The 23,956-nt window shown below is 71.7% G+C and carries 19 protein-coding genes; 10 read left to right on the top strand and 9 right to left on the bottom strand.

What is annotated here, in order from left to right:
• Nucleotides 1–287: 287 nt before the first annotated feature.
• The 5 genes from ACZ4MH_RS24520 (at nucleotide 288) to kdpA (ending at nucleotide 4,094) form a co-directional block, all read left to right on the top strand.
• Complete coding sequence (locus ACZ4MH_RS24520; protein ID WP_351590733.1) at nucleotides 288–734, top strand: SAV_915 family protein; 447 nt, start codon at nucleotides 288–290, stop codon at nucleotides 732–734.
• A complete protein-coding gene (gene lysA, locus ACZ4MH_RS24515) occupies nucleotides 731–2,077 on the top strand; it encodes a diaminopimelate decarboxylase (RefSeq protein WP_351590730.1) in 1,347 nt (448 codons plus the stop codon). Before ACZ4MH_RS24520 ends, lysA begins: the two co-directional genes overlap by 4 nt.
• 123 nt (nucleotides 2,078–2,200) lie before the next feature.
• Nucleotides 2,201–2,335 carry a hypothetical protein gene (locus ACZ4MH_RS24510; RefSeq protein ID WP_351590728.1) on the top strand — a complete coding sequence of 45 codons (135 nt, stop codon included), beginning with the start codon at nucleotides 2,201–2,203 and terminating at the stop codon, nucleotides 2,333–2,335.
• Nucleotides 2,332–2,421, top strand: coding sequence for a K(+)-transporting ATPase subunit F (gene kdpF, locus ACZ4MH_RS24505; protein WP_351590726.1), 90 nt, complete (start codon nucleotides 2,332–2,334; stop codon nucleotides 2,419–2,421). Before ACZ4MH_RS24510 ends, kdpF begins: the two co-directional genes overlap by 4 nt.
• Nucleotides 2,422–2,429: 8 nt before the next feature.
• Nucleotides 2,430–4,094 carry a potassium-transporting ATPase subunit KdpA gene (gene kdpA, locus ACZ4MH_RS24500; protein WP_351590723.1) on the top strand — a complete coding sequence of 555 codons (1,665 nt, stop codon included), beginning with the start codon at nucleotides 2,430–2,432 and terminating at the stop codon, nucleotides 4,092–4,094.
• 28 nt (nucleotides 4,095–4,122) lie between these two features.
• Here the strand turns inward: kdpA and ACZ4MH_RS24495 are convergent, their stop codons facing one another.
• On the bottom strand, nucleotides 4,123–5,319 hold the full coding sequence (locus ACZ4MH_RS24495; protein WP_351590720.1) for an RNA-guided endonuclease InsQ/TnpB family protein: 1,197 nt from the start codon (nucleotides 5,317–5,319) through the stop codon (nucleotides 4,123–4,125).
• Nucleotides 5,320–5,417: 98 nt separating this feature from the next.
• Between ACZ4MH_RS24495 and kdpB the strand changes: the two genes are divergently transcribed.
• Entirely contained in the window at nucleotides 5,418–7,559 is a 2,142-nt protein-coding gene (kdpB, locus tag ACZ4MH_RS24490) for a potassium-transporting ATPase subunit KdpB (RefSeq protein ID WP_351590717.1), read from the top strand.
• A 25-nt stretch (nucleotides 7,560–7,584) separates the two neighbouring features.
• On the top strand, nucleotides 7,585–8,250 hold the full coding sequence (locus ACZ4MH_RS24485) for a potassium-transporting ATPase subunit C (protein ID WP_351590799.1): 666 nt from the start codon (nucleotides 7,585–7,587) through the stop codon (nucleotides 8,248–8,250).
• Between the two features lie 70 nt (nucleotides 8,251–8,320).
• On the opposite strand, the gene ACZ4MH_RS24480 is transcribed toward ACZ4MH_RS24485, so the two are convergent.
• Nucleotides 8,321–10,426, bottom strand: a complete 2,106-nt coding sequence (locus ACZ4MH_RS24480) for an ATP-binding protein (protein ID WP_351590714.1) — start codon at nucleotides 10,424–10,426, stop codon at nucleotides 8,321–8,323.
• A 383-nt stretch (nucleotides 10,427–10,809) separates the two neighbouring features.
• Here ACZ4MH_RS24480 and ACZ4MH_RS24475 point away from each other — a divergent pair, with 383 nt between their 5' ends.
• Both ACZ4MH_RS24475 and ACZ4MH_RS24470 read left to right on the top strand, forming a co-directional pair.
• Entirely contained in the window at nucleotides 10,810–11,274 is a 465-nt protein-coding gene (locus ACZ4MH_RS24475; protein ID WP_351590711.1) for an SAV_915 family protein, read from the top strand.
• Nucleotides 11,275–11,342: 68 nt separating this feature from the next.
• The gene (locus tag ACZ4MH_RS24470; protein WP_351590708.1) at nucleotides 11,343–13,277 is read left to right on the top strand and encodes an APC family permease; all 1,935 of its coding nucleotides are present in this window, start codon (nucleotides 11,343–11,345) and stop codon (nucleotides 13,275–13,277) included.
• A 28-nt stretch (nucleotides 13,278–13,305) separates the two neighbouring features.
• Here ACZ4MH_RS24470 and ACZ4MH_RS24465 read toward each other — a convergent pair whose 3' ends face one another.
• The 7 genes from ACZ4MH_RS24465 to ACZ4MH_RS24435 all read right to left on the bottom strand — a co-directional run bounded on the left by ACZ4MH_RS24465 (nucleotide 13,306) and on the right by ACZ4MH_RS24435 (nucleotide 23,194).
• Complete coding sequence (locus ACZ4MH_RS24465; RefSeq protein ID WP_351590705.1) at nucleotides 13,306–16,176, bottom strand: amino acid adenylation domain-containing protein; 2,871 nt, start codon at nucleotides 16,174–16,176, stop codon at nucleotides 13,306–13,308.
• Nucleotides 16,177–16,223: 47 nt separating this feature from the next.
• The gene (locus ACZ4MH_RS24460) at nucleotides 16,224–17,048 is read right to left on the bottom strand and encodes a mycofactocin-coupled SDR family oxidoreductase (RefSeq protein ID WP_351590702.1); all 825 of its coding nucleotides are present in this window, start codon (nucleotides 17,046–17,048) and stop codon (nucleotides 16,224–16,226) included.
• A complete protein-coding gene (locus ACZ4MH_RS24455; protein ID WP_351590699.1) occupies nucleotides 17,045–17,770 on the bottom strand; it encodes a thioesterase II family protein in 726 nt (241 codons plus the stop codon). Before ACZ4MH_RS24455 ends, ACZ4MH_RS24460 begins: the two co-directional genes overlap by 4 nt.
• A gap of 114 nt (nucleotides 17,771–17,884) precedes the next feature.
• Nucleotides 17,885–18,694 (bottom strand): thioesterase II family protein, encoded by an 810-nt coding sequence (locus ACZ4MH_RS24450; protein WP_351590697.1) that lies wholly within the window; start codon nucleotides 18,692–18,694, stop codon nucleotides 17,885–17,887.
• The gene (locus ACZ4MH_RS24445) at nucleotides 18,691–20,073 is read right to left on the bottom strand and encodes a condensation domain-containing protein (protein WP_351590694.1); all 1,383 of its coding nucleotides are present in this window, start codon (nucleotides 20,071–20,073) and stop codon (nucleotides 18,691–18,693) included. The genes ACZ4MH_RS24450 and ACZ4MH_RS24445 overlap by 4 nt, the downstream gene beginning before the upstream one ends.
• A 31-nt stretch (nucleotides 20,074–20,104) precedes the next feature.
• Nucleotides 20,105–21,385: an MFS transporter gene (locus ACZ4MH_RS24440; protein WP_351590692.1), complete on the bottom strand. Its 1,281-nt coding sequence runs from the start codon at nucleotides 21,383–21,385 to the stop codon at nucleotides 20,105–20,107.
• A gap of 81 nt (nucleotides 21,386–21,466) precedes the next feature.
• Complete coding sequence (locus tag ACZ4MH_RS24435; protein ID WP_351590689.1) at nucleotides 21,467–23,194, bottom strand: non-ribosomal peptide synthetase; 1,728 nt, start codon at nucleotides 23,192–23,194, stop codon at nucleotides 21,467–21,469.
• A gap of 492 nt (nucleotides 23,195–23,686) precedes the next feature.
• Here ACZ4MH_RS24435 and ACZ4MH_RS24430 point away from each other — a divergent pair, with 492 nt between their 5' ends.
• On the top strand, nucleotides 23,687–23,896 hold the full coding sequence (locus tag ACZ4MH_RS24430) for an MbtH family protein (protein ID WP_351590686.1): 210 nt from the start codon (nucleotides 23,687–23,689) through the stop codon (nucleotides 23,894–23,896).
• Nucleotides 23,897–23,956: the final 60 nt, after the last annotated feature.

Here is a 23,956-nt window from a genome sequence, read left to right as displayed (position 1 = left end):
CGTACTGATGCGCTGCTGATGCGGTACAGGCCGAGCGTTGACGGTCCGCTGACGGTGCGTCACTGTATGGCGCCGCCGCCCCACCGGGCCCCGGAAGCGGAGGCAACCCGCCGGCAGGACTCGCGATGCGTCAGCATCCCGTCAGGAGCGGCCCCTCCCCCGTCAGCGTCGCGTCATGGACCGCCGGTCCGCCCGTTTCCCCGGGCATAGCGTCGGCGATGGCCCCGGCACGCCCTCACCGTGCCGGGGCCATCGCCTTCAAGCCCGCGCCTCAAGGGGAGAACACCATGGCGGACACCGCGCTCACCGACGACCCGGAGCCCCTCGAACCCGTCCCGGACGGACCGCTGTACGTACCGGTCCGGCCGGGACCCATGGGGTACACGGCCCGCCTGTGCCGTACGCCCCTCGGCGGCCGTACCGCCGTCGGCTTCACCACCGAGCGCGGGCTGGTCTCGGCGCTCGGTCCCGGCCAGCCGTGGATCCGGCTGGCCGAACCGGCGCTGCGCGCCCTCACCGCGCCGCTGGGCATCACCCGCGTCACCGTCGACCCCCGCTTCACGGCCCCGAACCCCCGCACCGCCGACGGACCCCGCGCCGCCGCCGGGCCCCGTTCCACCGCTCCGGCCCGCGCCACCGATCCGGCCCGCACCACCACTCCGGCTCGTTCCGCCGCTCCGGCCCGCGCCACCGCGCCCGCCGGCCCGTTCCTCGTCCGGGGACGCGCCTCATGACCACCGTCGACCTGCCACCCACCTCGGCTGCGCCGGCCGGCCCGTACGAGCTGTCCGTCTGGCCCACCACCACCGTGCCGCTGCCCTCGGGCGACCTGGCGGTGGGCGGGGTGCCGCTCGCAGCGGCCGCCGAACGCTTCGGCACGCCCCTCTACCTGCTCGACGAGCACGACGTACGGGCCCGCTGCCGTACGTATGCGCAGGCGTTCCCGGACGCCGACATCCTGTACGCGGCCAAGGCGTTCCTGTGCCGGGCCATGGCGCGCTGGGTGGCCGAGGAAGGACTCGGCCTGGACGTCTGCTCGGCGGGCGAGCTGGAACTCGCGGTGGCCGCCGGCGTCCCGCCCGAGCGCATCGTGCTGCACGGCAACGCCAAGAGCCCGCACGACCTAGAGGCCGCGCTGCGCCTCGGTGTGGGCCGCATCGTCATCGACAGCCCCTCGGAAATCGCCCGGCTGGCGGCCGCCGCCGGTGGCGGCCGGGACCGCCTCAAAGTCATGATCCGAGTGGTGCCCGGCATCGCCGCCGGGGCGCACGAGAAGATCCGTACCGGTACCGAGGGGCAGAAGTTCGGCCTGTCGGTCGCGGACGGCAGCGCGCAGCACGCCGTCGCCCGGGTGCTGGCCCAGCCGTCTCTCGAACTGGCCGGTCTGCACTGCCACTTGGGATCACAGATCACCAGCGCCAAGCCCTATCTCGCGGCGGTGCGCCGGATGGTGGGGCTGATGGCCCGCATCCGCGACACCCACGGCATGGTGCCGCGCGAGCTGGACCTCGGTGGCGGGCACGGCATCGCCTACCGGCCGGGCGAGCCCGCGCTGGACGTCCCCGCGCTCGCCGGAAAGGTACGCAACGAGCTGATCGAGAGCTGCGCGGCGGCCGGGCTCACCGTGCCCCGGCTCGTCATCGAACCGGGCCGGGCCGTCGCGGGCCCCGCGGGCGTCGCGCTGTACCGGGTGCTCGCGGTCAAGCGCACCGAAGCGCGCACCTTCGTCGCCGTGGACGGCGGGATGAGCGACAACCCGCGGCCCGCGCTCTACGGGGTGCGCTACGCGCCGCGCCTGGTGGGCCGGCACTCCCCCGCCGAGCCCGCCCCGGTGACCGTGGTCGGCCGGCACTGCGAGGCGGGCGATGTGCTCGCCGCCGGGGTCCCGCTGCCCGGCGACATCCGGCCCGGCGACCTGCTCGCCGTACCGGCTGCGGGCGCCTATCACCTGTCCATGGCCTCCGCGTACAACCTCGTCGGCCGTCCGCCGGTGGTCGCCGTGGCAGGCGGCGAGGCCCGGCTGCTGGTACGCCGCGAAACCCTGGCCGACCTCAGCAGGCGCGACGTCGGCCGATAGCCCCGCCACCCTCCGCACCGGTTTTCCGCGGCTCGGAGCGGGGCGCGTATGGGTTGCGTCAAGGGCGGGCCGCCGCTCGTAAGGGAGCCGTCAACGGGCACGGGGATGGCTCAAAACGGCGCTTTGCTCTCACCATCCGTTCATTTCCCGACCTACCTCAATCAGGAGCTCTCCATGGCCGACGTGGCCTTCGTCGTCACCACGCTCGCGGTCTTCGCGCTGGTGGCCCTCGTCGCCAAGGGGGTCGCAAAGCTGTGACCACCGAAAACATCGTCGGCCTCGTCGTGGCCGTCGCCCTGCTGGGCTATCTCGTCCTCGCCCTCATCGATCCCGAGAGGTTCTGAGCACAGACATGAGCCCCGTACTTGCCGGCGTGCTCCAACTGCTGGTACTCATAGCCGCGCTGGCGCTCGCGTACCGCCCGCTCGGTGACTACATGGCCCGGGTCTACTCCTCCCCGCGCCACCTGCGGGTGGAGAAGTGGATCTACCAGGGCATCGGCGCCCGCCCGGACACGGAGATGCGCTGGCCCGCGTACCTGCGCGGCGTGCTGGCCTTCTCCGCGGCCGGCGTCCTCTTCCTCTACCTGCTGCAGCGGCTCCAGGGCTCCCTGCCCGGCTCGCTCGGCTTCGCCTCGATCGACCCGGACCAGGCGTTCAACACCGCCGCCTCCTTCGTCTCCAACACCAACTGGCAGTCGTACGCGGGCGAACAGGCCATGGGCCACGTCGTGCAGACCGGCGGCCTGGCGGTGCAGAACTTCGTCTCGGCGGCGGTCGGCATGGCCGTCGCCGTGGCCCTCGTACGCGGCTTCGCCCGGTCCCGCACCGGCGAACTGGGCAACTTCTGGGCCGACCTGGTGCGCGGCACCGTCCGCATCCTGCTGCCGATCTCGGTGCTCGGCGCGCTCGTCCTGGTCGCCTGCGGCGCGATCCAGAACTTCGCCGGCATTCACGAGGTCGGCCAGTTCCTGGGCGGCCACCAGCAGTGGCAGGGCGGCGCCTACGCCTCCCAGGAGGTCATCAAGGAGCTGGGCACCAACGGCGGCGGCCTCGCCAACGCCAACAGCGCCCACCCCTTCGAGAACCCCGACGGCTTCACCAACCTCTTCGAGATCTTCCTGATCCTGCTCATCCCCTTCGCCCTGACCCGCACCTTCGGCCGCATGGTCGGCTCCCTCAAGCAGGGCTACGCGCTGCTGGCGACCATGGGCGTCATCTGGCTGGGCTTCGTGGCGCTGATGATGTGGACGGAGTTCCACCACGGCGGCCCGGCGCTCCAGGCCGCGGGCGGCGCGATGGAGGGCAAGGAGACCCGGTTCGGCATCGGCGGCTCCGCCCTCTTCGCGGTCTCCACCACGCTGACCTCGACCGGTGCCGTGGACGCCTTCCACTCCTCGCTGACCGGCTTCGGCGGCGGCATCACGATGCTGGGCATGCAGCTGGGCGAGATCGCGCCCGGCGGCGTGGGCTCCGGCCTGTACGGGATGCTGATCATGGCGATCATCGCGGTGTTCCTCGCCGGGCTGATGGTCGGCCGCACGCCGGAGTACCTGGGCAAGAAGATCGGCACCCGTCAGATCAAGCTGGCCGCCTGCTACATCCTCATCACCCCGGCGCTGGTGCTGTGCTTCACCGCCGCCGCGATGGCCCTGCCCACCCCGCCCCACTCCATGACCAACACCGGCGCGCACGGCTTCTCGGAGATCCTGTACGCCTACACCTCCGGCGCCAACAACAACGGTTCGGCCTTCGCCGGGCTCAACGCCGACACCCAGTGGTTCAACACCACCATCGGCCTGGCGATGCTCCTCGGCCGCTTCCTGCCGATGGTCTTCGTCCTCGCACTGGCCGGCTCGCTCGCCGAACAGACACCGACACCGGCCACCGCGGGCACCCTCCGCACGGAGAAACCCCTCTTCACCGGCCTGCTGACCGGCTCGATCCTGATCATCACCGGCCTGACCTACTTCCCCGCCCTCGCGCTGGGCCCCCTCGCCGAAGGACTGGCGTCTTGACTTCTCTTCCTCGCGAACGAGGAGATTCTCACAGCTCGCGCCGTGAGGGTTTCTGCTTCATCGCCGACTGCCCGCCCGGAGTTTTCCGTTGAGGTCTTACATCAGCTCCACAGACTGTCACCGCCAGCCCGGCGGCCAGAAGGTTCCTCGCCGCGTTCACGTCCCGGTCATGGGCCGTGCCACAGTCAGTACACGTCCAGGCGCGGACGTTCAGCGGCATCTTTTCTGCCAAGGCGCCGCAGGCGGAGCACAGCTTGGTGGAGGGGAACCAGCGGTCCACCACCACGAGGTTCCGCCCGTGCCAGGCGCACTTGTACTCCAGCATCGTCCGCAGCTCTCGCCATGCGGCATCGCTGATGGCGCGGGCGAGGCCGCGGTTCTTGACCATGTTGCGCACGGTCAGGTCCTCGATCACGAGCGTTTGGTTTTCACGCAGGAGACGAGTGGTGAGCTTGTGCAGACCGTCTCGGCGACGGTCGGTGATGCGGGCGTGGATCTTGGCGACCTTCCGCCGGGCCTTGGCCCGATTCGCCCCGTCACCCCTGGCCTTGCGGGACATCTCTCGCTGGGCACGGGCGAGCCGGGCTCGGTCTCGACGCTCATTCCTCGGATTGGTGATCTTCTCCCCGGTGGAGAGCGTCACCAGGTGATCCAGACCCGCGTCAATGCCGACCGCTGCCTCGACGGTGGGGAGCTGCGCGACGGTGGGATCTTCGCACAGCAAGGACACGAACCAGCGCCCCGCCGCATCCTGGGACACCGTCACCGTCGAGGGCTTCGCGTCATCCGGCAACGGCCTGGACCACACGATGTCCAGCGGCTCGGCCATCTTCGCCAAGGTCAGATTGCCGTTACGGAAGCGAAAGGCGCTGGTGGTGTACTCGGCGGACTTCCGGGACTTCTTCCGGCTCTTGAAGCGCGGGTATTGGGCCTGCTTGCCGAAGAAGTTCGTGAAGGCGGTCTGCAAGTGCCGCAGGGCCTGCTGGAGCGGGACGGAGGAGACATCATTGAGGTAGGCGAGTTCTTCGGTCTTCTTCCACGCGGTCAGCATCGCCGAGGTGGCGTTGTAGCTGACCCGCTCCTGACGTGCCCACGCCTCAGTACGGGCGGCGAGCGCCATGTTGTAGACCTTCCGCACGCACCCGAACGTGCGCGACAGCTCCATTGCCTGCGCATCCGTCGGATAGAAGCGGCACTTGAACGACCGCTTCACGTGAGTCGCCACAGCCCGCACGCTAACACGTCAACCACCGTCTTTTTGCGGGGGTTTGGGGACGAACGACGAGCCACCCTGATGGGTGGAGTAGCTATGGAGAAATCGGAATGACCACCGACACGACGAAACAGACGGAACACGACCACTCGATGCGCACCGTCACGCCCACCCCGGCGCCGCACCTGGACCCGCCGCCGACCGGGCATGAGGGCCAACGGCGCGTCGGTTCGGGGATGTTCGCGCCCGGGCAGTTGGTGAAGTCGTTGCCGGACGCGGTGCGCAAGCTCGATCCGCGCGTCATGGTGAAGTCGCCCGTGATGTTCGTGGTCCTGGTCGGCTCGGTGCTGACCACGGTGTTCTCCTTCACGGACCCCGGTGACTGGTTCGGCTGGACGATCAGTGGCTGGCTCTGGCTGACGGTCCTCTTCGCGAATCTGGCGGAGGCCGTGGCCGAGGGGCGCGGCAAGGCGCAGGCGGACACGCTGCGCAAGGCCAAGACCGACACCGTGGCCCGGCGCCTCACCGAGGACGCCGAAGAGCGCGTCCCCGGTACCGAACTGCGCGTCGGTGACCGGGTGGTGTGCGAGGCGGGCGACATCATCCCCGGTGACGGTGACGTCGTCGAGGGAGTGGCGTCGGTCGACGAGTCCGCGATCACGGGCGAATCGGCGCCGGTCATCCGGGAGTCCGGCGGCGACCGGTCCGCGGTCACCGGCGGTACGAAGGTGCTGTCCGACCGCATCGTCATCAGGATCACGGCGAAGCCCGGCGAGACGTTCATCGACCGCATGATCAACCTGGTCGAGGGCGCGGCCCGGCAGAAGACGCCCAACGAGATCGCGCTGAACATCCTGCTCGCGTCGCTCACGATCGTCTTCCTGCTCGCCGTGACCACCCTGCCGTCGTTCGCTTCGTACGCGGGCAAGCACCTGACCATGGTGGTGCTGGTGGCCCTGCTGGTCTGCCTCATCCCGACCACGATCGGCGCGCTGCTCTCCGCGATCGGCATCGCCGGCATGGACCGCCTCGTCCAGCGCAACGTCCTGGCGATGTCCGGGCGGGCCGTCGAGGCCGCGGGCGACGTCTCCACCCTGCTGCTGGACAAGACCGGCACGATCACCCTCGGCAACCGGCAGGCCGCCGAGTTCGTACCGGTCAAGGGCACCACCGCCGCCGAGGTCGCGAACGCCGCGCAGCTCTCCTCGCTGGCCGACGAGACGCCCGAAGGCCGCTCCGTCGTCGTGCTGGCCAAGGAGAAGTACGGCTTGCGCGAGCGTACTCAGGGGGAGCTGGCGCACGCGGAGTGGATCGCGTTCACCGCGCAGACCCGGATGTCGGGCGTCGATGTCGACGGGCGCCGCATCCGTAAGGGCGCGGCCGGTTCGGTCCTCACCTGGGTCGGGGAGCAGGGCGGCACGGTCGCCGAGGACGCCGACGAGATCGCGAACGCCATCTCGGAGGCGGGTGGCACGCCGCTGCTGGTCGCTGTCGAGGACGCCGACGGCGCGCGGGTCCTGGGCGTCATCCACCTCAAGGACGTGGTGAAGGAGGGGATGCGGGAGCGGTTCACCGAGCTGCGCCGGATGGGCATCAAGACCGTCATGATCACCGGCGACAATCCGCTGACCGCGAAGGCCATCGCGGACGAGGCGGGCGTGGACGACTTCCTCGCCGAGGCCACGCCCGAGGACAAGATGGCGCTGATCAAGCGGGAGCAGGCGGGCGGCAAGCTGGTCGCGATGACCGGCGACGGTACGAACGACGCTCCGGCGCTGGCCCAGGCGGACGTGGGGGTGGCCATGAACACCGGCACCTCCGCCGCCAAGGAGGCCGGCAACATGGTCGACCTCGATTCCAACCCCACCAAGCTCATCGAGATTGTGGAGATCGGTAAGCAACTCCTCATCACACGAGGGGCGTTGACAACCTTCTCGATCGCCAACGATGTCGCCAAGTACTTCGCGATCATTCCGGCGCTGTTCGCCGCGGTCTACCCCGGCCTGGACAAGCTCAACATCATGCGGCTGTCCTCCCCCGACTCCGCGATCCTCTCCGCGGTCGTCTTCAACGCGCTGATCATCATCGCGCTGGTGCCGCTGGCCCTGAAGGGCGTGCGGTACCGGCCGACCAGCGCGGACAGGATGCTCCGCCGCAACCTGGGGCTCTACGGCCTCGGCGGGCTGGTCGCCCCCTTCCTCGGCATCAAGATCATTGACCTGCTTCTCTCCCTCGTCCCCGGGCTGCGTTGAATCAGAAAGCGTGCTGATCACTGTCATGAACAACTCGGTCACCAACACCGCCCGGCTCGTCGGCGCGGGGCTGCGCGCCCTCCTGCTGCTGACCGTCGTGTGCGGCGTGCTCTACCCGCTCGCGGTCACCGGCGTCGCCCAGGGCCTCTTCCCCCATCAGGCCAACGGCTCGGAGATCAAGGCCGCCGGGAAGGTGGTCGGCTCCGAACTCATCGGGCAGCGCTACGACTTGCCGCTGAAGAAGGGGCAGCAGGCTCCCGCGCCGGACCTGAAGTGGTTCCAGCCCCGCCCCTCCAACGGCCTAGGCACCAACAGCGTCAACACCCAGTACAGGCTGCTGGTCTCCGGCGCGACCAACCGTTCCGCCGACAACCCGGAGCTGCTCACCTGGGTGAAGGACGCCAAGGCCGCCGTCATCAAGGACAACAGCGTGCCCGGCTACCGCGTACGCCCCTCCCAGGTCCCCGCCGACGCGGTCACCTCCTCCGGCTCCGGTCTGGACCCGGACATCTCCCCGCGGTACGCCCGGCTCCAGGTCCACCGCGTCGCGGAGCGCAACCACCTCCCCGTCGCCCGGGTGGCCAAGCTGGTAGAGGACCGCACCGAGGGCCGCGTCGCCGGCTTCATGGGCGAACCTCGGGTCAATGTCCTCCAACTCAACGTCGCTCTGAGGGACTTGACGCGGCGTTGAGAGACCCGGCAGGCAGAGCCCGGTGGCCGTCCCGTGTGGCGCCACCGGGCTTTTACCCGCCCGAGGCCGCTCAGCGGAGGCGGGTGTTGAGGGCGTACGCGAGGCCCTCCTCCGTTTCGGTTTCCAGGCCGTCGCGGAACGCCGCTTCGTAGGCCGCGTCGCCGATCCGCTCCCGGATCCGGCGTTCGCACGACTCGCGGGCCGCGATCAGTTCGGCAAGGCCGATCTGCTGCCTGCCGAGGGTGTGCCAGAGCCGTTCGGCGATGCCGATCAGCCGGGCCGCCTGTGCCTCCCGGCCGACGTCCGCCGCGAGCGCCGAAGCCAGTACGTCGGTGCACATGGCCCAACCCAAACTGTCGTTGAGCTGCGACTTCACCGCCAGCGCCGTACGGGCGCAGTCGGCCGCCTCGCGCGGCCTGCCGAGAGCGAGCGCGTTCCAGGCTTTCGCGTAGTAGGCCCACCCCAGGGAGTGACGCTCGCCGCGGCTCTCGCACGTCGCGCACACCGCGTCGACCTCCGCCATGGCCTCTGCCGACTCACCGGCGTGGACGAGGACGAACGCCCGGCTGACCCGGATCAGGAGCCCCACTCCCGCGTACGGGCCGCTGTCGTCCCGCCGGCGCAACGTCGTGCCGTACACCGCGATGCCCTCTCGCAGCCGCCCCCGCAGCACCAGGGCGGTGCCTTCGAGATAGGCCGCGGCGTTCCGGATGCCAGGGCTGCCGTCCCTCTCGGCCGCCACCTCGAGCTCCCGGCCCGTCGCGGCACAGACTTCGGCGTCCCCCTGCGCAATGGCGACGACACCGCGCGCGAACACCCCGCTGCTGCGGACCCGGCCCGGCACCGGCCAGCGGTCGAGCGCCCGGTCCAGGTAGTGACGCCCCTCGCGGGCGAATCCGCAGGCGTGCCAGAAGAACCACAGCGTGCCCGCCAGGTCCAGCGCACTGCGGCCGTCGAGGTCGGACAGGCCGTACTCCAACGCGGCCCGGAGATTGGCGTGTTCGGTGACCATGCGCATGCACCAGCGCACCTGCTCGGGGCCGACCCACCCGGCGGCCGCCTGCCGGGCCAGCCCCCGGTAGTACTCCCAGTGCCGGCGCCGCCACTCGTCCTCCTCGCCGAGCCGGTGCAGCCACTCCGCGCCGTATTCCCGCACCGTGTCGAGCAGGTCGTAGCGCGGGCGCGCCGGGGCGTCCGTGGGCAGGCGGCGCACCAGGGACTTGGCCGCCAGGCCGGCCAGTACGCCGGGGACCGTGGCGGCGGTGAGCGGGCCGCCGGAGCACACTGCCGTCGCGGCCGCGCGGTCGAAGCCGCCGGGGAAGACCGACAGCCGTGTCCACAGCAGCCGTTCGGGCGGCGAGCACAGCTCGTGGCTCCAGCCGATCGTCGTACGGAGGGTCAAGTGGCGCGGCAGTACGCCGTCGCCGCCGCCGGCGGTCCGTGCGGTCAGCACCTCGAAGCGGGCGCGCAGCCGGTCGCGGAGCTGCTCGACCGACAGCTCCGCCGCCTGCACCGCCGCCAGTTCGATGGCCAGCGGAATGCCGTCGAGCCGTCGGCACACGGCGCGTACCGCGTCCCGGTTGGCGGTGCTCACCGTGAAGCCCGGCAGCACGGTGGCCGTCCGTTCGGCGAAGAGCGTCACGGCGTCGCCGTCCCGGTGCTCCGCGTCTTCGACGGAGAGCGGGCTGACCTCCAGTTGCCGCTCTCCCGTCACGCCCAGTGGCTGCCGGCTGGTCACGACCACGTGCAGTTCCGCGGCGGCTGCCAGCAGAGTGCGTACCAGGTCGGCGCAGGCTTCGACCAGGTGCTCGCAGGAGTCGAGGACCAGCAGCAGCCGTTTGTCCGCGAGCCACTCGGCGACCACGTCGGCGGACGGCCGGGTGGACGCATCGGCCAGCCCCAGGCCCTCCAGCAAGGTGATGCCGAGCAGCTCCGGGGCGCGCAGCGGGGCCAGCGGCACCAGCCACGCTCCGTGGTCGAAGCCCCGCACCGACCGGGCCGCCGCCCGCAGCGCCAGCCGCGATTTGCCGACGCCGCCCACGCCGACCAGCGTCACCAGCCGCGATTCGGCCACCATGGCGTCGAGGACGGCGAGTTCGCCCTCCCGCCCCACCAGGCTCGTCGACTCCGCCGGCAGGTTCCCCGTCAACCGCCCGGGTCCGGACACGTCCGTCACGGCCCCTCCCGCTTCCGGCCACCGTTCGACCGCCGTACCAGTCTGCCCGCCGCCAGGGAACATGGCGCGGGATCCCTGTGAGCGGCTCGCTCTTGGTGCGGTACCGGGCAGAAACCCTCGGGAAGCCGTCCCCTTTGGTTCACACACCGCCACCTTCGGTCTCCGGGCTTCCGCCTTGCCGGTGCACGCCATGCAACGAGTCGCGCCCGCACCGCAACACAACGCAACGCATCGCACCGCAACGCCAGGGTTCGTCGACGCTCCGTCACCGGATTCCGGAATTTCGTCAGCAACGCGTCAGGATTCGTACGTTTTTCCGCTCCAGCGGGCACATGGTTTCTGGCGCGCCCCGGAGGACCCCAGCTCCTCAAGGAGGAAATGCCATGTCGGACGTCTCACCGGCCGAAGAGCCGGAAGCGCGTGGCCAGGGCCGGGCGGGAGCACTGTACGTACCCGTCCGGCCCGGGCCTGCCGGATACGCGGCCCGCCTGTTCCGTACGCCGCTCGGCGAACGTACCGCCGTCGGCTTCACCACCCTGCACCAGCTGGTCACTACGCTCGGCCCCGGCCAGGCGTGGATCAAGCTCTCGGAACCGGCTCTGCGGGCCCTGACCGCCCCGCTGGGCATCACGCGTCTCCTGCTGAACCCCGCGCTCGCGGCCTCCACCGCGGCGCCGAGCGCACTCGCCGCGGCACCGCCCCTCGCCGTCCGGCGCGGCGGAGCCCGGAAGCGTTCCCAGGTGACCGCAACGCTGCCGAAGCGCTCGGAGGTGGCCACGGCACTGCATGCGATAGCCATCCGTCAGCATCTCGTGAAGACCGGCACCGTCGGCGCGAAGACCGCGTAAGGACGGCGTCCGGCCGGTCGGGAGCGGCGGGAACCTGGGCGGACCTGCGCATGTAAGGAGTCAACCGCATGTCCGTCCTGACCACGGAGCCCGAACCCGGGCCCGGCACCGCCCTCGCGCGGTCCGGGTGCGGCACCGCCCCCGCGCGCGAAGAACCCGCGGACCCGGCCGACCCGGCCGACCCGCCCGACCCGGCCGACCCGCCCGACCCGGCCGACCCGGGTGACCGGCACCGGCTGACGGCCGTGACCGGGCTGGCCGCGCTGTCGCTGGACGCGATGGCGTCGGTGGCGTACGGGCCCGAGGCGATCGTCCTCGTCCTGGCCGCCGCGGGCGGCTACGGGCTCGGCTTCACGCTGCCGGTGACGCTGACGATCGCCGCGCTGCTGGCGGTACTGGTCGCCTCCTACCGGCAGGTGATCGCCGCGTTCCCGGCCGGCGGCGGCTCGTACGCCGTGGCCAGGACGTACCTGGGCCGCCGCACCGGCCTGGTCGCCGCCGCCTCCCTGGTCCTGGACTACGTACTGAACGTCGCGGTGGCGGTCACCGCCGGCATCGCCGCCCTGACCTCCGCCTTCCCCGCCCTGTACGCGGACCGGCGCTGGCTGTGCCTGGCCGTCCTCGCCCTGGTCACCGCGGTCAACCTGCGCGGCATCGCCGACTCGGCGCGGCTCTTCGTCCTTCCCACCGCGGTCTTCGTCCTCTCGATCCTCGCGCTGATCACGGTGGGGCTGTTCCGCTCCGCGCCGGTGAGCACCGCGACCGCCGCCGGACACGCCTCGGTACTCGCGGACCACGCGACCACCGTCGGCGCCCTGTTGCTGCTCAAGGCGTTCGCCTCCGGCTGCTCCGCCCTCACCGGCGTCGAGGCGATCGCCAACGCCGTGCCGTCCTTCCGTGCCCCGCGGGCCCGGCGCGCCCAGCACGCGGAGGTCGCCCTCGGCGCGCTCCTCGGCGTGCTGCTGATCGGACTCGCGGTGCTGATCTCGCGGTTCGGGCTGCGGCCGGTCGCAGGCGTCACGGTCCTGGCCCAGCTCGCCGATGCCGCGCTCGGGCACAACTGGGCTTTCTACCTCGTGCAGTTCGCGACCATGGTGCTGCTCGCACTGTCCGCGAACACGTCCTTCGGCGGACTGCCGGTGCTGCTGAAACTGCTGGCCCGTGACCACTGCCTGCCGCACGTCTTCGCGCTCAAGGCCGACCGTCAGGTCCACCGGCACGGCGTACTGGCACTGGCCGCGGTCTCGGCGGCGCTGCTCGCCCTCTCCGGAGGCGATACCAACGCCCTCGTCCCGCTCTTCGCGATCGGCGTCTTCATCGGCTTCACCCTCGCCCAGGCCGGCATGGTCCGCCACTGGCGCCGGGTGCGCGGCCCGTGGTGGCGGGCCAAGGCGGTGCTGAACGGTTCCGGTGCGGTCCTCACGGGTGTCTCCGCGTTGGTGGTCACCGCCACGAAGTTCGCCGACGGCGCGTGGCTCGTCGCGCTCGCCGTGCCGTTGCTGGTCGCGGCGTTCGAGGCGGTGCACCGTACGTACGCGGCGATCGGCGAGCGGCTCGGACTCGGCCGGGTCCCCGAATGTCCGCGCCGGGTCCGTTCGTTGGTGATCGTGCCCGTGGCGAGCCTGTCGAAGCTGACCAGCGAGGCGCTGACCGCCGCGGTGTCCCTCGGCGACGAGGTCCGCGCGGTGACCGTCTGCCACGCGGCCCCGGAGGACCGCGCCGAAGCCGACGCCCTGGCGCGGGACTGGGCCCGGTGGGGCCCGGGCGTCCCGTTGGTACGCCTCCTTCACCCCCACCGGGCACTGGGCGGCCCGATCGCCGCGTACGTACGCGAGATCACGGCCGCCGAGCCCGGCACGCGGGTCACGGTGCTGATTCCGGAGGTGGAGCCGGCCCGCCTGTGGCAGAGGATGCTGCAGAACCAGCGCGGCGCCGTGGTCGCCCACGCGGTCCGCCGCGACACCGACGCGGCCATCTGCCGACTGCGCTTCCGCCTGCCCTGACGCGCGACCACATCAGCCACCGGCCGCGTCAGCCGCCGACCGCGTCCGTCTCCGCTGCCGCGTTCGTCTCCTCGGCCGCGAGCTTGCGCACCAGCGAGATGAACTGGTGGGCGGTCGAGTGGGCGTAGAACTGTCTGGGCGTCACCTTGGGCAGGTGGTGGGTGCGCAGTGCGGCGATGGCCTGGATCACCAGGAGGGAATTGCCGCCGAGTGTGAAGAAGTTGTCGTCCGGCCCCACCTCCGTCCTCAACAGCGCGCTCCAGATGCGGAGGATGTCTTCGGCGGGGTCGGCCGGGGCCGCTTCGGCCTCCGCTTCAGGGGTGACGGGCGAGAGCGGCGCCGCCGCGCGGGGGTCGGGCAGCCGGGTCTCGTCCAGCTTGCCGTTGAGGGTGAGGGGGATCTCGGCGAGGAGCGTGACCGTGGACGGGACCATGTAGTCCGGCAGCACGGCACGGACGTGGGCACGGACCTCGTCGAGGTCGAGCGGGCCCATCGCGGCCACGTAGGCGTCGATCCGTCTGTCTGCCGGGTCCGCCGGGTCGTCCTGACGGACGACAACGGCGGCTGCGATGACCCCGCTCGCGCCGAGCAGCACCGTCCGGATCTCGTCCAGTTCGATCCGGTAACCGCGCACCTTGACCTGGTTGTCCAGCCGGCCCAGGTGGTCGAAGCCGCCGTCGGGACGCAACCGTCCCCTGTCTCCGCTGCGGTAGACGCGCTCTCCGCTCAACGGGTCGCGTACGAAGCGCTCGGAGGTGAGGCCGGGCTTGCCGAGGTAGCGGTCGGCCACCCCCGCCCCGCCCACGTAGAGCTCTCCGGGCGCCCCGGGCGGGAGCAGCCGGCCGTGTGCGTCGCGGACGGAGAGGTGCCAGCCCGGCAGTGCCCGGCCCACCGACCGGGAGCCGGCGACGACGTCCTGCGGCAGCACGGTACGGGCGCTCACGTGCACGGTGGTCTCGGTGATCCCGAACATGTTCACCACGCGGCAGTGCGCGGGCGAATGGCGGGCGAACCACGGGCCGAGCATTCCGGCGTCGAGCGGTTCACCACCGAAGACGATCAGCCGGAGCGCCGTCTCGCGTGCCGCCCGGCGGTCGGCGTTGATCAGCTGGGAGAACGCCGAGGGCGTCTGGTTCAGCACGGTGACCCCCTCGCTGCTCAGCAGTTCACAGAACTCGTCGGCGTCCCGCGTCACCCAGTGCGGCACCACCACCAGGCGGCCGCCGGTGAGCAGACAGCCCCACATCTCCCAGACCGAGAAGTCGAAGGCGCTGGAGTGGAAGAGGGTCCAGGAGTCGTCCGGGCCGAGCCCGAAGTCCGTCGTTGTGCTGTCGACCAGGGCCAGGACGTTGTGATGCGGCACGACCACGCCCTTGGGGCGGCCCGTCGAACCGGAGGTGTAGATCACGTAGGCGGCGGCCGTCCCTGCCTCGTCCGAGGCCCGTGGCGCGGCCGGCGCGGCCGGCGGGGCCGAGCTCGCGCGGGCCGCCAGCTCGGCGGGGCTCACCACGACCGTCCCTGTTCCCTCGGGGAAGCCGTCCATCGCCGTGACGACGACGGACAGTGCCGCGTCCTCGGTCGTGTACCGCAACCGGTCGACCGGGTGCCGGGTGTCCATCGGTACGTAGGCGGCGCCCGCCTTGAGCACGGCCAGCAGGGTGACGACGAGGTCCGCGTCGCGTTCGAGACAGACCCCCACCAGGTCTCCGGGGACGACACCCAGGGCTCGTAGCCCGGCGGCTTCCTCCTCCGCGCGCGCGTCGAGTTCCCGGTACGTCAGCCGGGTGTCTCCGGCTGTCAGGCAGACCGCGTCGGGCCGGTGCCGGGCGATCTCCGCGAAGCGCTGATGGATCAGTCCGCCCGTGGAGCGGAGGGTGGTGCCCAGGCCGCCCATGGCCAGGATCTCCCGCGCCCGGTCACCGGTCAGCGGATCGATGTCGGCGAGCCGTCGCCCACTCGGCCCGTCGACGAACTGGGCGGCGCTGCTTGCGAGTTGGTGGCAGAAGTCCTGGGCGATGCCGGCCGCGACGGCGCTCTCGTCGAAGAGGCACGTGGCGGACAGCGTTCCGTCGGCCTGCTCCGCGACCTGGAGGGTGAGCGGGAACAGCGGGGCCAGGCAGGGCTCGTACTGACCGTCGCCGGCATCGTCCGTGCGGACAATACCCACCGCGGGCAGCGGCTCCGGCTCCGTCTGCTCCTCGGGCCGTTCGCCGGCCTGTCCGAGCAGCCCTGCCACATCCTGGTCCCCGTGTGCGGTGAGCGTCAGGAGGCCCGGCCGCCCGTTCGTGGCCGGGTCGAGGACGCCCAGCCGGACGGTCTCCTCCCCGCTGTACCGGGCCAGGGTGAACGCCGTGGCCGCGATGAGGGTGCGTACGCCGATGTCACCGCCGGGGGCGAGCTCCAGCGGCAGCCGGCCCGCCCGGGAGGGGGTACGTGGGTCAGCGAGCCCCCAGGAGGGCCGGGTGGCGGGCCGGGGGCCGGTCTCCGGGGCCGCGGGGAAGGGCGGTATCGCGTCCGGGGCGGAAGCCTCGTCGCTGAGCAGGGCCGCGACCTGACGCAGAGCCGGGAGCGGCACGCGGGAGCGGTCGGCCACGAGGACCAGGTCGTACACGTCGTCGGCGTAACGCAGCAGGACCGCTCGCAACGGGAAGGCCCCCGCGCGCACCGGGCGGGCGGCTTCGGTGCTCCGGCTGCGCCGCGCGTCGGCATCCGTGGAGCGCGCGTGCACCTCGGTCTCCCAGAGCTTCAGCTCTGCCAGTGGCGGCCGGTGTACGGCGGCCGCGGCGATCCGTTCACGCGCGCGCACGCAGTCGTAGCCGTCATCGAGGCGGATGACAAGGCTGTGGCATGCCGCACCCGGCGAGAGTGTGGTGAGGTCTGTTGTCGCGTGTGTCGTCATGAGCGGCCTTCTGCCTGTGCGATCCGGGGTGGGAGCGGTGGACGCCGTCAGCGGGCGGTGAAGCCCCCATCGACCGTCAGGACGGTGCCGGTCACCTGGCGGGATTCGTCTCCGGCGAGCCAGAGGGCGGCGTTGGAGATGTCGGAGGGGTCGATCAGCGCGTTCATGGGCTGATCGCGGACGAAGATCTCTTCGTGTTCGGCGACGGAGACGTCCAGGGACCGGGCGATCTCGGAGAGCATGCGGCCCTCGCGTACCGGTTCGTCGTGGACCGACCCCGGGCAGAGCGCGTTCACGCGTACCCGCACCGGCGCGTAGTCCAGTGCCGCGGCCTTGGTCAGCCCGATCAGGCCGTGCTTGGCGGCGACGTATCCGGCGAAGCGCCGGTATCCGACCGTGCCCGCGGTGGAGGAGACGTTGACGATGCTTCCCGACCGCTGTGCGGCCATCGTGGGCAGCGCCGCCTTCATCATCCGCCAGGCGCCGGAGAGATCGACGTCGAGCATGAGCGACCACTCCTGCTCGGTGATGTCCTCGACGAGCTTCCCGGAAGGCGCGGCGATGCCCGCGTTGTTGACGAGGACGTCCAGCCGTCCGAACCGGTCCAGGGCGGTGTCGACGGCTGCGCCGCAGTCCTGCTGTTTCCGCACGTCGGCGGTGAGGACGACGACGGCCGCACCGGCCCGTTCGCACTCTTCGCCGGTGTACTCCAGCTGGGCCCGCGAGCCGAGCGGGTACGGAACGCCGTCGAGGTCCGTTCCGATGTCGAGGAGCACCAGGTCGGCTCCCTCCTCGGCGAACCGGACAGCGCAGTCGCGCCCCAGCCCGCGGGCCGCGCCGGTGATCAGGGCGGTCCTGCCCTTGAGTCTCATCGTGTGTCTTCCGTTCGGTGCAGTGCGCCGGACAGGAGCCGAAGCAGCGGATCGGGGTTCTCGGCCAGGTACATGTGGCCGCCGGGGAGTTCCTCGTACCCGAAGTCACCCCTCGTCGCGGCCGCCCACTCCCGCGCCTGTTCACGGGTGACGAGGCGGTCGTCGGCGCCGCGGAGTGCGGTGATGGGGGCGGACAGCGGCTCGTGGTCGGCGGGCCGGTAGTCCTCGTGCATGGCGACGTCGGCGCGCAGGACGGGCAGCAGGAGCTCGCGGAGCTCCGGCACGTCGAACGCCTCGTGGCGGTATCCGGCGAACTCGTGGACGCGCGCCAGGAATTCCTCGTCGCCCAGTCCCGTGGCGCGCTCGCTCCGTCCCCCCTCAGGCCCGGGGGATCCGCTCACGTACAGCCGGCGCAGGCGGCCGGGGTGCGTCCGCTCGATCGTGCGGGCCATCTCGTACGCGATCACCGCGCCGAGGCTGTGTCCGAAGAGCACGACGGGGGACGCGGGATCCGACTCCGCCAGCACTTCGGGAACGAGGGCCGCCGCGGCCGCACGCACGTCTTCGAACAGGTCCTCGCCGAACAGCTCCTCTCGGCCGGGCAGTTGGACGGGAAGGAGGCGGGCCCTGCCCGCCAGGGGCGCTGGTGACCAGGCGCGGTAGAACGCCGCTCCGCTTCCGGCGAAGGGCAGGCAGACGAGGGAGAAGGGCTGAGTCGACATGGTCCTCTGGTGTCCGTGGAGGCGAGCGGTGGAGATGGTCGGGTGGTCGGCGCGGCGGTGGCGGACGCGCGGGGCGGGCGGGGAGGACGAACCGTGGAGGTCCGTGAGAGCTCGCTAGCGCTCCCGCTCCCCCCGTTCCGTGTCCGCGCCTGTGCGGGCCGCCATCTGGCGCTGAATCCGGCCGGTGACCGCCGCCATGTGGTCGTTGAGGTAGAAGTGGCCGCCGTCCAGTAGGTGGACTTCGCCGGATCCGGTGGTCAGCTCCGGCCAGCGCGCCACGTCCGCCGGGGCGACGGCCACGTCGGTGGTGCCGCCGAAGGCGACGACCGGGCAGTCCAGCACGCGGCGTTCCTCCCCGTAGTGGTACGACAGCGTGACCTCGCGGTCGGCGCGGCACGCTTCGAGTACGAGTTCCAGCAGTTCAGGGTGTTCGAGGGCGGCCCGGTCCATGCCACCGCGGTCCACCAGGGCTTCGACGAGCTCGGCGTCCGTCGGCTCGGCGGGTGTGGGTGCGGGGTTGCGCGGAATGTGTGAGGCGGGCGCGGCCGACGGGAAGAACGCTCGTACCGGCCTGCCCATGCGCGCCAGCCGCCAGCACACCTCGAAGCCGAGCATGGCGCCGAGGCTGTGGCCGAAGACGTGGAGTTCCGTCTCCTCGGCCAGGGCTTCGGCGATGGGATCGACCAGGGCGGCCATCGAGCGGGCGGCCTCTTCTCCGAAGCGGGGGCCCCGCCCGGGGTACTGCACCGCGATGACCCGTATGTCCTCGGGAAACCACCGGGCCCACTTGGCGTAGCCCTGGGCCAGTCCGCCGGCGTGCGGCAGCACGACCAGCGTCGCGCGTACCGGCGCTCCGGCCGGCCGCGGCTCCCACAGCCACTTCTTTCGGTCCCGCACGAGTGCGTCCGCGTTCGCCGTGCTCATCGCTCCCCCTCTTCCTCGCTGCGTGCACTGCGTGTCCGCTCGGGCCCCCTGTGCCCTCCGGCGGGGAACAGGGGGGAGTCCGGCTGGTGTGCGAACCGGTTCGGCAGGGCGGTCACTTCGTCCGCCATCGCGCGCAGCGCGGGCTCGCCGATCCGTTCGGGATCGAAGTAGAACCGCCCCGTCATCGCCTCGCCGGACAGTTCGATCATCAGGGTCAGATCGAACCGGGCCGGGGGAACGAACAGCCAGGGGTGGGCGGTCACCACCGCACCGTGCACCGGGCCGGGGTCCTGCGGCTTCTCCTCGACGGAGAAGGCAACATTGCACAGCGCCGGCGCCGCTGAGCCCCCGCGAGCCGGGGCGAGGGCCCGGACCACGTGCTGGAACGGAATGTCCTTGTGGAGCAGTGCGTCCACCGCGACATCACGCACCCGCTCGACGAACTGTCCGGCCGTCGGGGCGCCGTCGGTACCGACGCGGAGCAGCAGTGTGTTGTCGAAGGGGCCGATGACCGCCTCGAACTCCTCGGCGGGGCGGTCGGTGACGGACGTGCCGACGATCAGGTCCTCGGCTCCTGTGTGGTGTGCCAGGGCGCCGGTGAACGCGGCGAGCAGCACCATGAAGGGGGTCGCGCCGAGACTGTCGCAGGCCGCGGTGACGTCGCGCACCGCCGCCGGCGGGAAGGCGAATTCCACCACCGCGCGGCCGGTCTCGGCGGGCGCCCCCGGCACCGGGCCGGGGCCGCCCAGGACCAGAGCGGTCGGCGGATCGTGGAGCCGCCTCGTCCAGTGGGCGAGCTGGTCGGCCGCCTCCGGAGTGTCCAGCCAGGCGCGTTGCCACTGGGCGAAGGCGGCGTACGTGCCGACGGGTTCGGGCAGGTCCGGGGCCTTCCCGGAGGCATGGGCGTCGTAGAGGTGCCAGAGCTCCCGGGTCAGGAGGGGGCCGGACAGCCCGTCGAAGGCGCCGTGGTGCAACACGACCAGCACGATGTGGACATCGCCGGGGAGGGCGACGATCCGTACGCGCAGCAGTGGCCCGGTGAGCAGGTCGAACGGGCGCAGTGCCGCCTCGTACAGCAGGGTGTCCAGGGACTCGCCCGGGCCGTCGGCGGCGGTCCGCTCGATGTCGGCCTCGACGGCTTCCGGCGCCGTCAGCCGTCCCACGAGGAGGCCGTCCTCGGTGTCCTCGATGCGGGTGCGCAGTGCCTCGTGGCGTCGGGTCAGGGAGAGCACCGCCCGGCGCAGGGCGTCCTCGTCGAGGGTTCCGGCGAGCTCGAAGCACAGGGCGACGTTGTAGCTGCCTTCGGGGGACAACTGGTCCAGGAGCCACAGGCGTTCCTGGGTCGCGGACAGCGGAACCTGCCGGTCGGTGTCGGGCATGTGTCTCTCCAATGGGCGGTGCGGCACGGGCTCAGGCCGACGGGGACGAGAGGCCCGTGCGGTTGTTGCGGAGCGGGCCGGAGACCAGCCCCAGCAGCCCGACACCGGCGATCACCACGGCGCAGACGATGACGGCGGCCGCCGGGCCGCCGAGTCCGGCGAGGTTGCCGAGTACGTTGTTCATCAGCAGCAGGGCGAGGCTCTGTACGAGGACGAGTACGGCCTGGATGCGGGACAGGTGGCTCTCGGGTGTCACCGCGAGGACCAGCGGCGCGATGTGCGCGGCGAAGACGCCGTTGCCGATGCCGATGACCAAGCCGGCGGCCGTCGCCGCCGGCACGCCCGGCGCGAGTCCCAGTCCGAGTACGCCCAGGCCCGCCACCACGAGTCCGCTCGCGGCGAGCAGTCCTGGGCGGCCCAGTGGTCCGCGCCGCACGACGATCAGGGTGACCGCCACCATGCCGGCCCCTTCCGCCCCGATCACCAGGCCGGCGGCGCCCGCGCCCCAGTGCTCCGCCCGCGCGAGCAGGGGCAGCAGCAGCGGCAGGACCGGCAGCAGGAAGCCGGCCGCGACACCCGTGAGCAGCAGCCCCGGACGCAGCACCGGGTGGGAGAACGCGACGCGTACGCCGTCCGAGGCGTCCTTGACCAGGCCGGCCGTCTTCGGCGCGGGCGGCACCTTGCGCCATGACCGGACGACGATCAGCACGATCAGTACGAGGGCGAAGGTGACGGCGTTGACCAGGGCGACGCCCGCCAGCCCTGCGATGCCCACGAGCACGCCGCCGAGCGGCCCGCCCCCCATGTTGACCACCTGGCCGCCGACCTGCCGGAGGGAGAGCGCGCGCGGCAGCTGCTCCTTGGTCACCAGCCGGCGCGGCATCGCCCCGGAAGCCGGAAGGTAGAAGGCGTCGGCGACACCGACCACGACTCCGGCCGCGATGAGGAGGGCGGGCGGGGCCCCGAGCCGGTAGGCGACAGCGGCCAGCACGAGGGAGAAGACCAGCATCGCCGCGTCTCCCGCGATGAGGACTCGGCGCGCGCTGACCCGGTCGCTCACCGCGCCGCCGATGAGCAGGAGGAGCACGCGGGGCAGTGTGACCGCGCTCAGGACCAGGCCCGCGACGGCTCCCCCGTGCGCACTGGCCGCCCAGCCGAGAGCGAAGTAGAAGACCGCGTTGCCCGCGAGGGAAGCCAGGATGCCGGCGAGCCACAGCAGGTAGGAACGGGGCAGCCGGGCCGCGCCGGGCACGCGTTCTTCCTCGGCCGCTTCGGGCGGGGCGGCCTCGGAGGCGCCCGTCGACGGGCTCAAGAGGTTCTCTTCGGGAGCTGAAATCGGGCACTCCTGAGGGGCTGACAGCTGATGTGGGGGGTGTCGTCCTGCGGCGCCGGGTCAGGCGCCGGCGGCCTGGGCGGCGACGAGTTCGTCCAGTACGGCCGCCAGCGCTTCCACGGTTCGGTTGGCGAAGAGCTGACGCATCGTCAGCCGTACTCCCAGCCGGCTGCGGAGCGTGGCGACGACCTGGGTGGCGATCAGGGAGTGGCCGCCGAGCTCGAAGAAGTCCGCGTGCGCACTCTCGACCGGCAGGTCGAGGACCTTGGACCAGACCTGCGCGACGAGTTCCTGAGTGGGCGTCGACAGCGCGGCGAAGGATGCCGGACGGTCCGCGGCCTCCTGGCTCAGCCGGACCAGCTCCGCCTGGTCGGTCTTGCCTGCCACGGTCTGCGGGAGGCGGTCCAGGCACAGTACTTGGGACGGCACCAGGTGCTCGGGCAGCTTCGCCCGGAGCGCGTCGCGCACCGCCTCCGGCTCCGGACCCGCGTCGCCCTCGGGCACCACGGCCAGGGCCAGGACGGAGCCGGCCGGCCCGGGTACCGCGAAGGCCGCGGCGGCCCGGACTCCCGGCACCGCGCGAGCGGCGGACTCGACCTCCGCGGGTTCCACGCGAAAGCCACGGATCTTGAGCTGGTCGTCGGCCCGTCCGGCGAATTCGAGCGCCCCGTCGGTCCGGCGCCGCACGAGGTCGCCGGTTCGGTACATCCGCTCGCCGTTCCCCGAGGGGTCGGGCCGGAACCGAGCGGCCGTCACGCCGGGACGGTTGTGGTATCCGCGCCCCACGCCGGCACCGGAGATGAAGAGCTCACCGATCTCGCCGTCCGGGACGGACCGCAGCCGTTCGTCCAGTACCTGCACGCGGTAGTGGGGCAAGGGGTGCCCGATGGTCGACGGGTCGTCGCCCGCCTCGCTGTCCGCCCAGGTGGCACAGATCGTCGTCTCGGTCGGGCCGTAGGCGTTGATGAACCGCCTGCCCACCGCCCAGCGGGCCGCGAGGTCGGGCGCACATGCCTCGCCTGCCGAGACCACCGTCCGCAGGCCCGCTTCCGGCGCGGGCGGTTCGTGCACCGCGAGGAGGGAGGGAGTGGCCGTCACGACGGCCACCTCGCCCTTCAGCAGGGTGTTCTCCTCGTTCCGCGGATCGGCGAGCACGACGCCCCGGCCGTTCACCAGCGGGATCAGGGTGGACCAGAGCCAGCCGTCGAAGGAGGGGGCCAGCACGTTCCCGCCCTCCTGGCCCTCGGCCGGCGCGAGGGTGCCCACGCTGTCGAGCAGATTGGCGAGGTTGCCGTAGGTGATGCCGACGCCCTTGGGCTCGCCCGTGGTGCCCGAGGTGTAGACGATGTAGGCCAGCGACTGGGACGGCGACGCGCCGGCCGGAGTGCCGGCTTCCCTTACGGTCGCGGTGTCCGGGTCGATGCGCGCGATCCGGCCGTCCGCGAAGGGAGCGTCCTGGCGCGAAACGACCACCGCGAGACCGGCGTCCTCGGCGATGGCGGCCAGCCTGGCGTGCGGGTGGGCCGGGTCCAGCGCGACGAACACCGCGCCGGCGCGCCAGGTGCCGATGAGCGCGGCGACCAGGTCGCGGGACCGGTCCAGATGCGCCCCCACCGCCGTCTCCGCGCCGGCACCCAGGCGCGTCAGCTCGGCGGCTATCGCATCCGCTCGCCGGTCCAACTCCCGGAAGGTGTACGTCCCGTCGTAAGCGCGCACGGCGATGGTCTCCGGCGTCCTGCGGGCGTGCTCCCCGACCGTCCGCGCCGGGTTGGCGGGTGCGTCAGGCACCCTCGGCGCTTCGTCACGGACTTCGGTTTCGACGGCATCCAGGCGTGCGGTCATTGGCTGAAAACCCACTTCCATTCCAGAGGCACGGGATCATCACAACGCTCGGTGGGGCGCGCGCCTCCGCGAAGCTACGAGGTCGGCGAAGCCCGCCGACCGTCAACGGAGCACGAGGGGGGTGGCTGAAAAACTGCCTCATTGGGGGATGCAATGAGAGGGAGATCATCGGAACAGCCATATCCGGTCGGCCAGTAGAGCACCTCGATCCGGTAAATACAAGAGTGGATCTTGCGGAAAAAATCTGTTTATAGTGCTCCGCCCACGCCATCCCGACTTGGGCTCATGTCCCGTCCCGCACTGACCAGCGGGGCCGCATGGACCGCGGCCCGGAACAGCCGCGCCCATGCCCGACTCCGCCGCACGGAAGATTCCTTGAACCACTGACGTTCCGGTTCGGCTTTCCGTGCGCCATCCACGCCAGTTACGGGAGCACCCATGACCGACACCCCCACCACGATGTGGACCGTTCTCGCCAACTCGGAGGAGCAATACGGGCTTCACCCTGCCGACCTGGCGATTCCGGAGGGCTGGCAGGCCGTCGGATTCACCGGCAGCGAGGAGGAATGCATCCGCCACGTGGATGCCGTCTGGACCGACATGCGGCCGCTGAGCCTTCGGGCCGCGCTGGGCTCCCCGGCCTCCTGAGCTCCCTGCCGACGAGCGGCTCCCCGGAGGATTGCCCTCATGCAAACGATGAAACTCCCC

The organism is Streptomyces sp. NPDC026301, from assembly GCF_055567935.1.
This window is presented reverse-complemented; position numbering and strand designations above follow the sequence as displayed.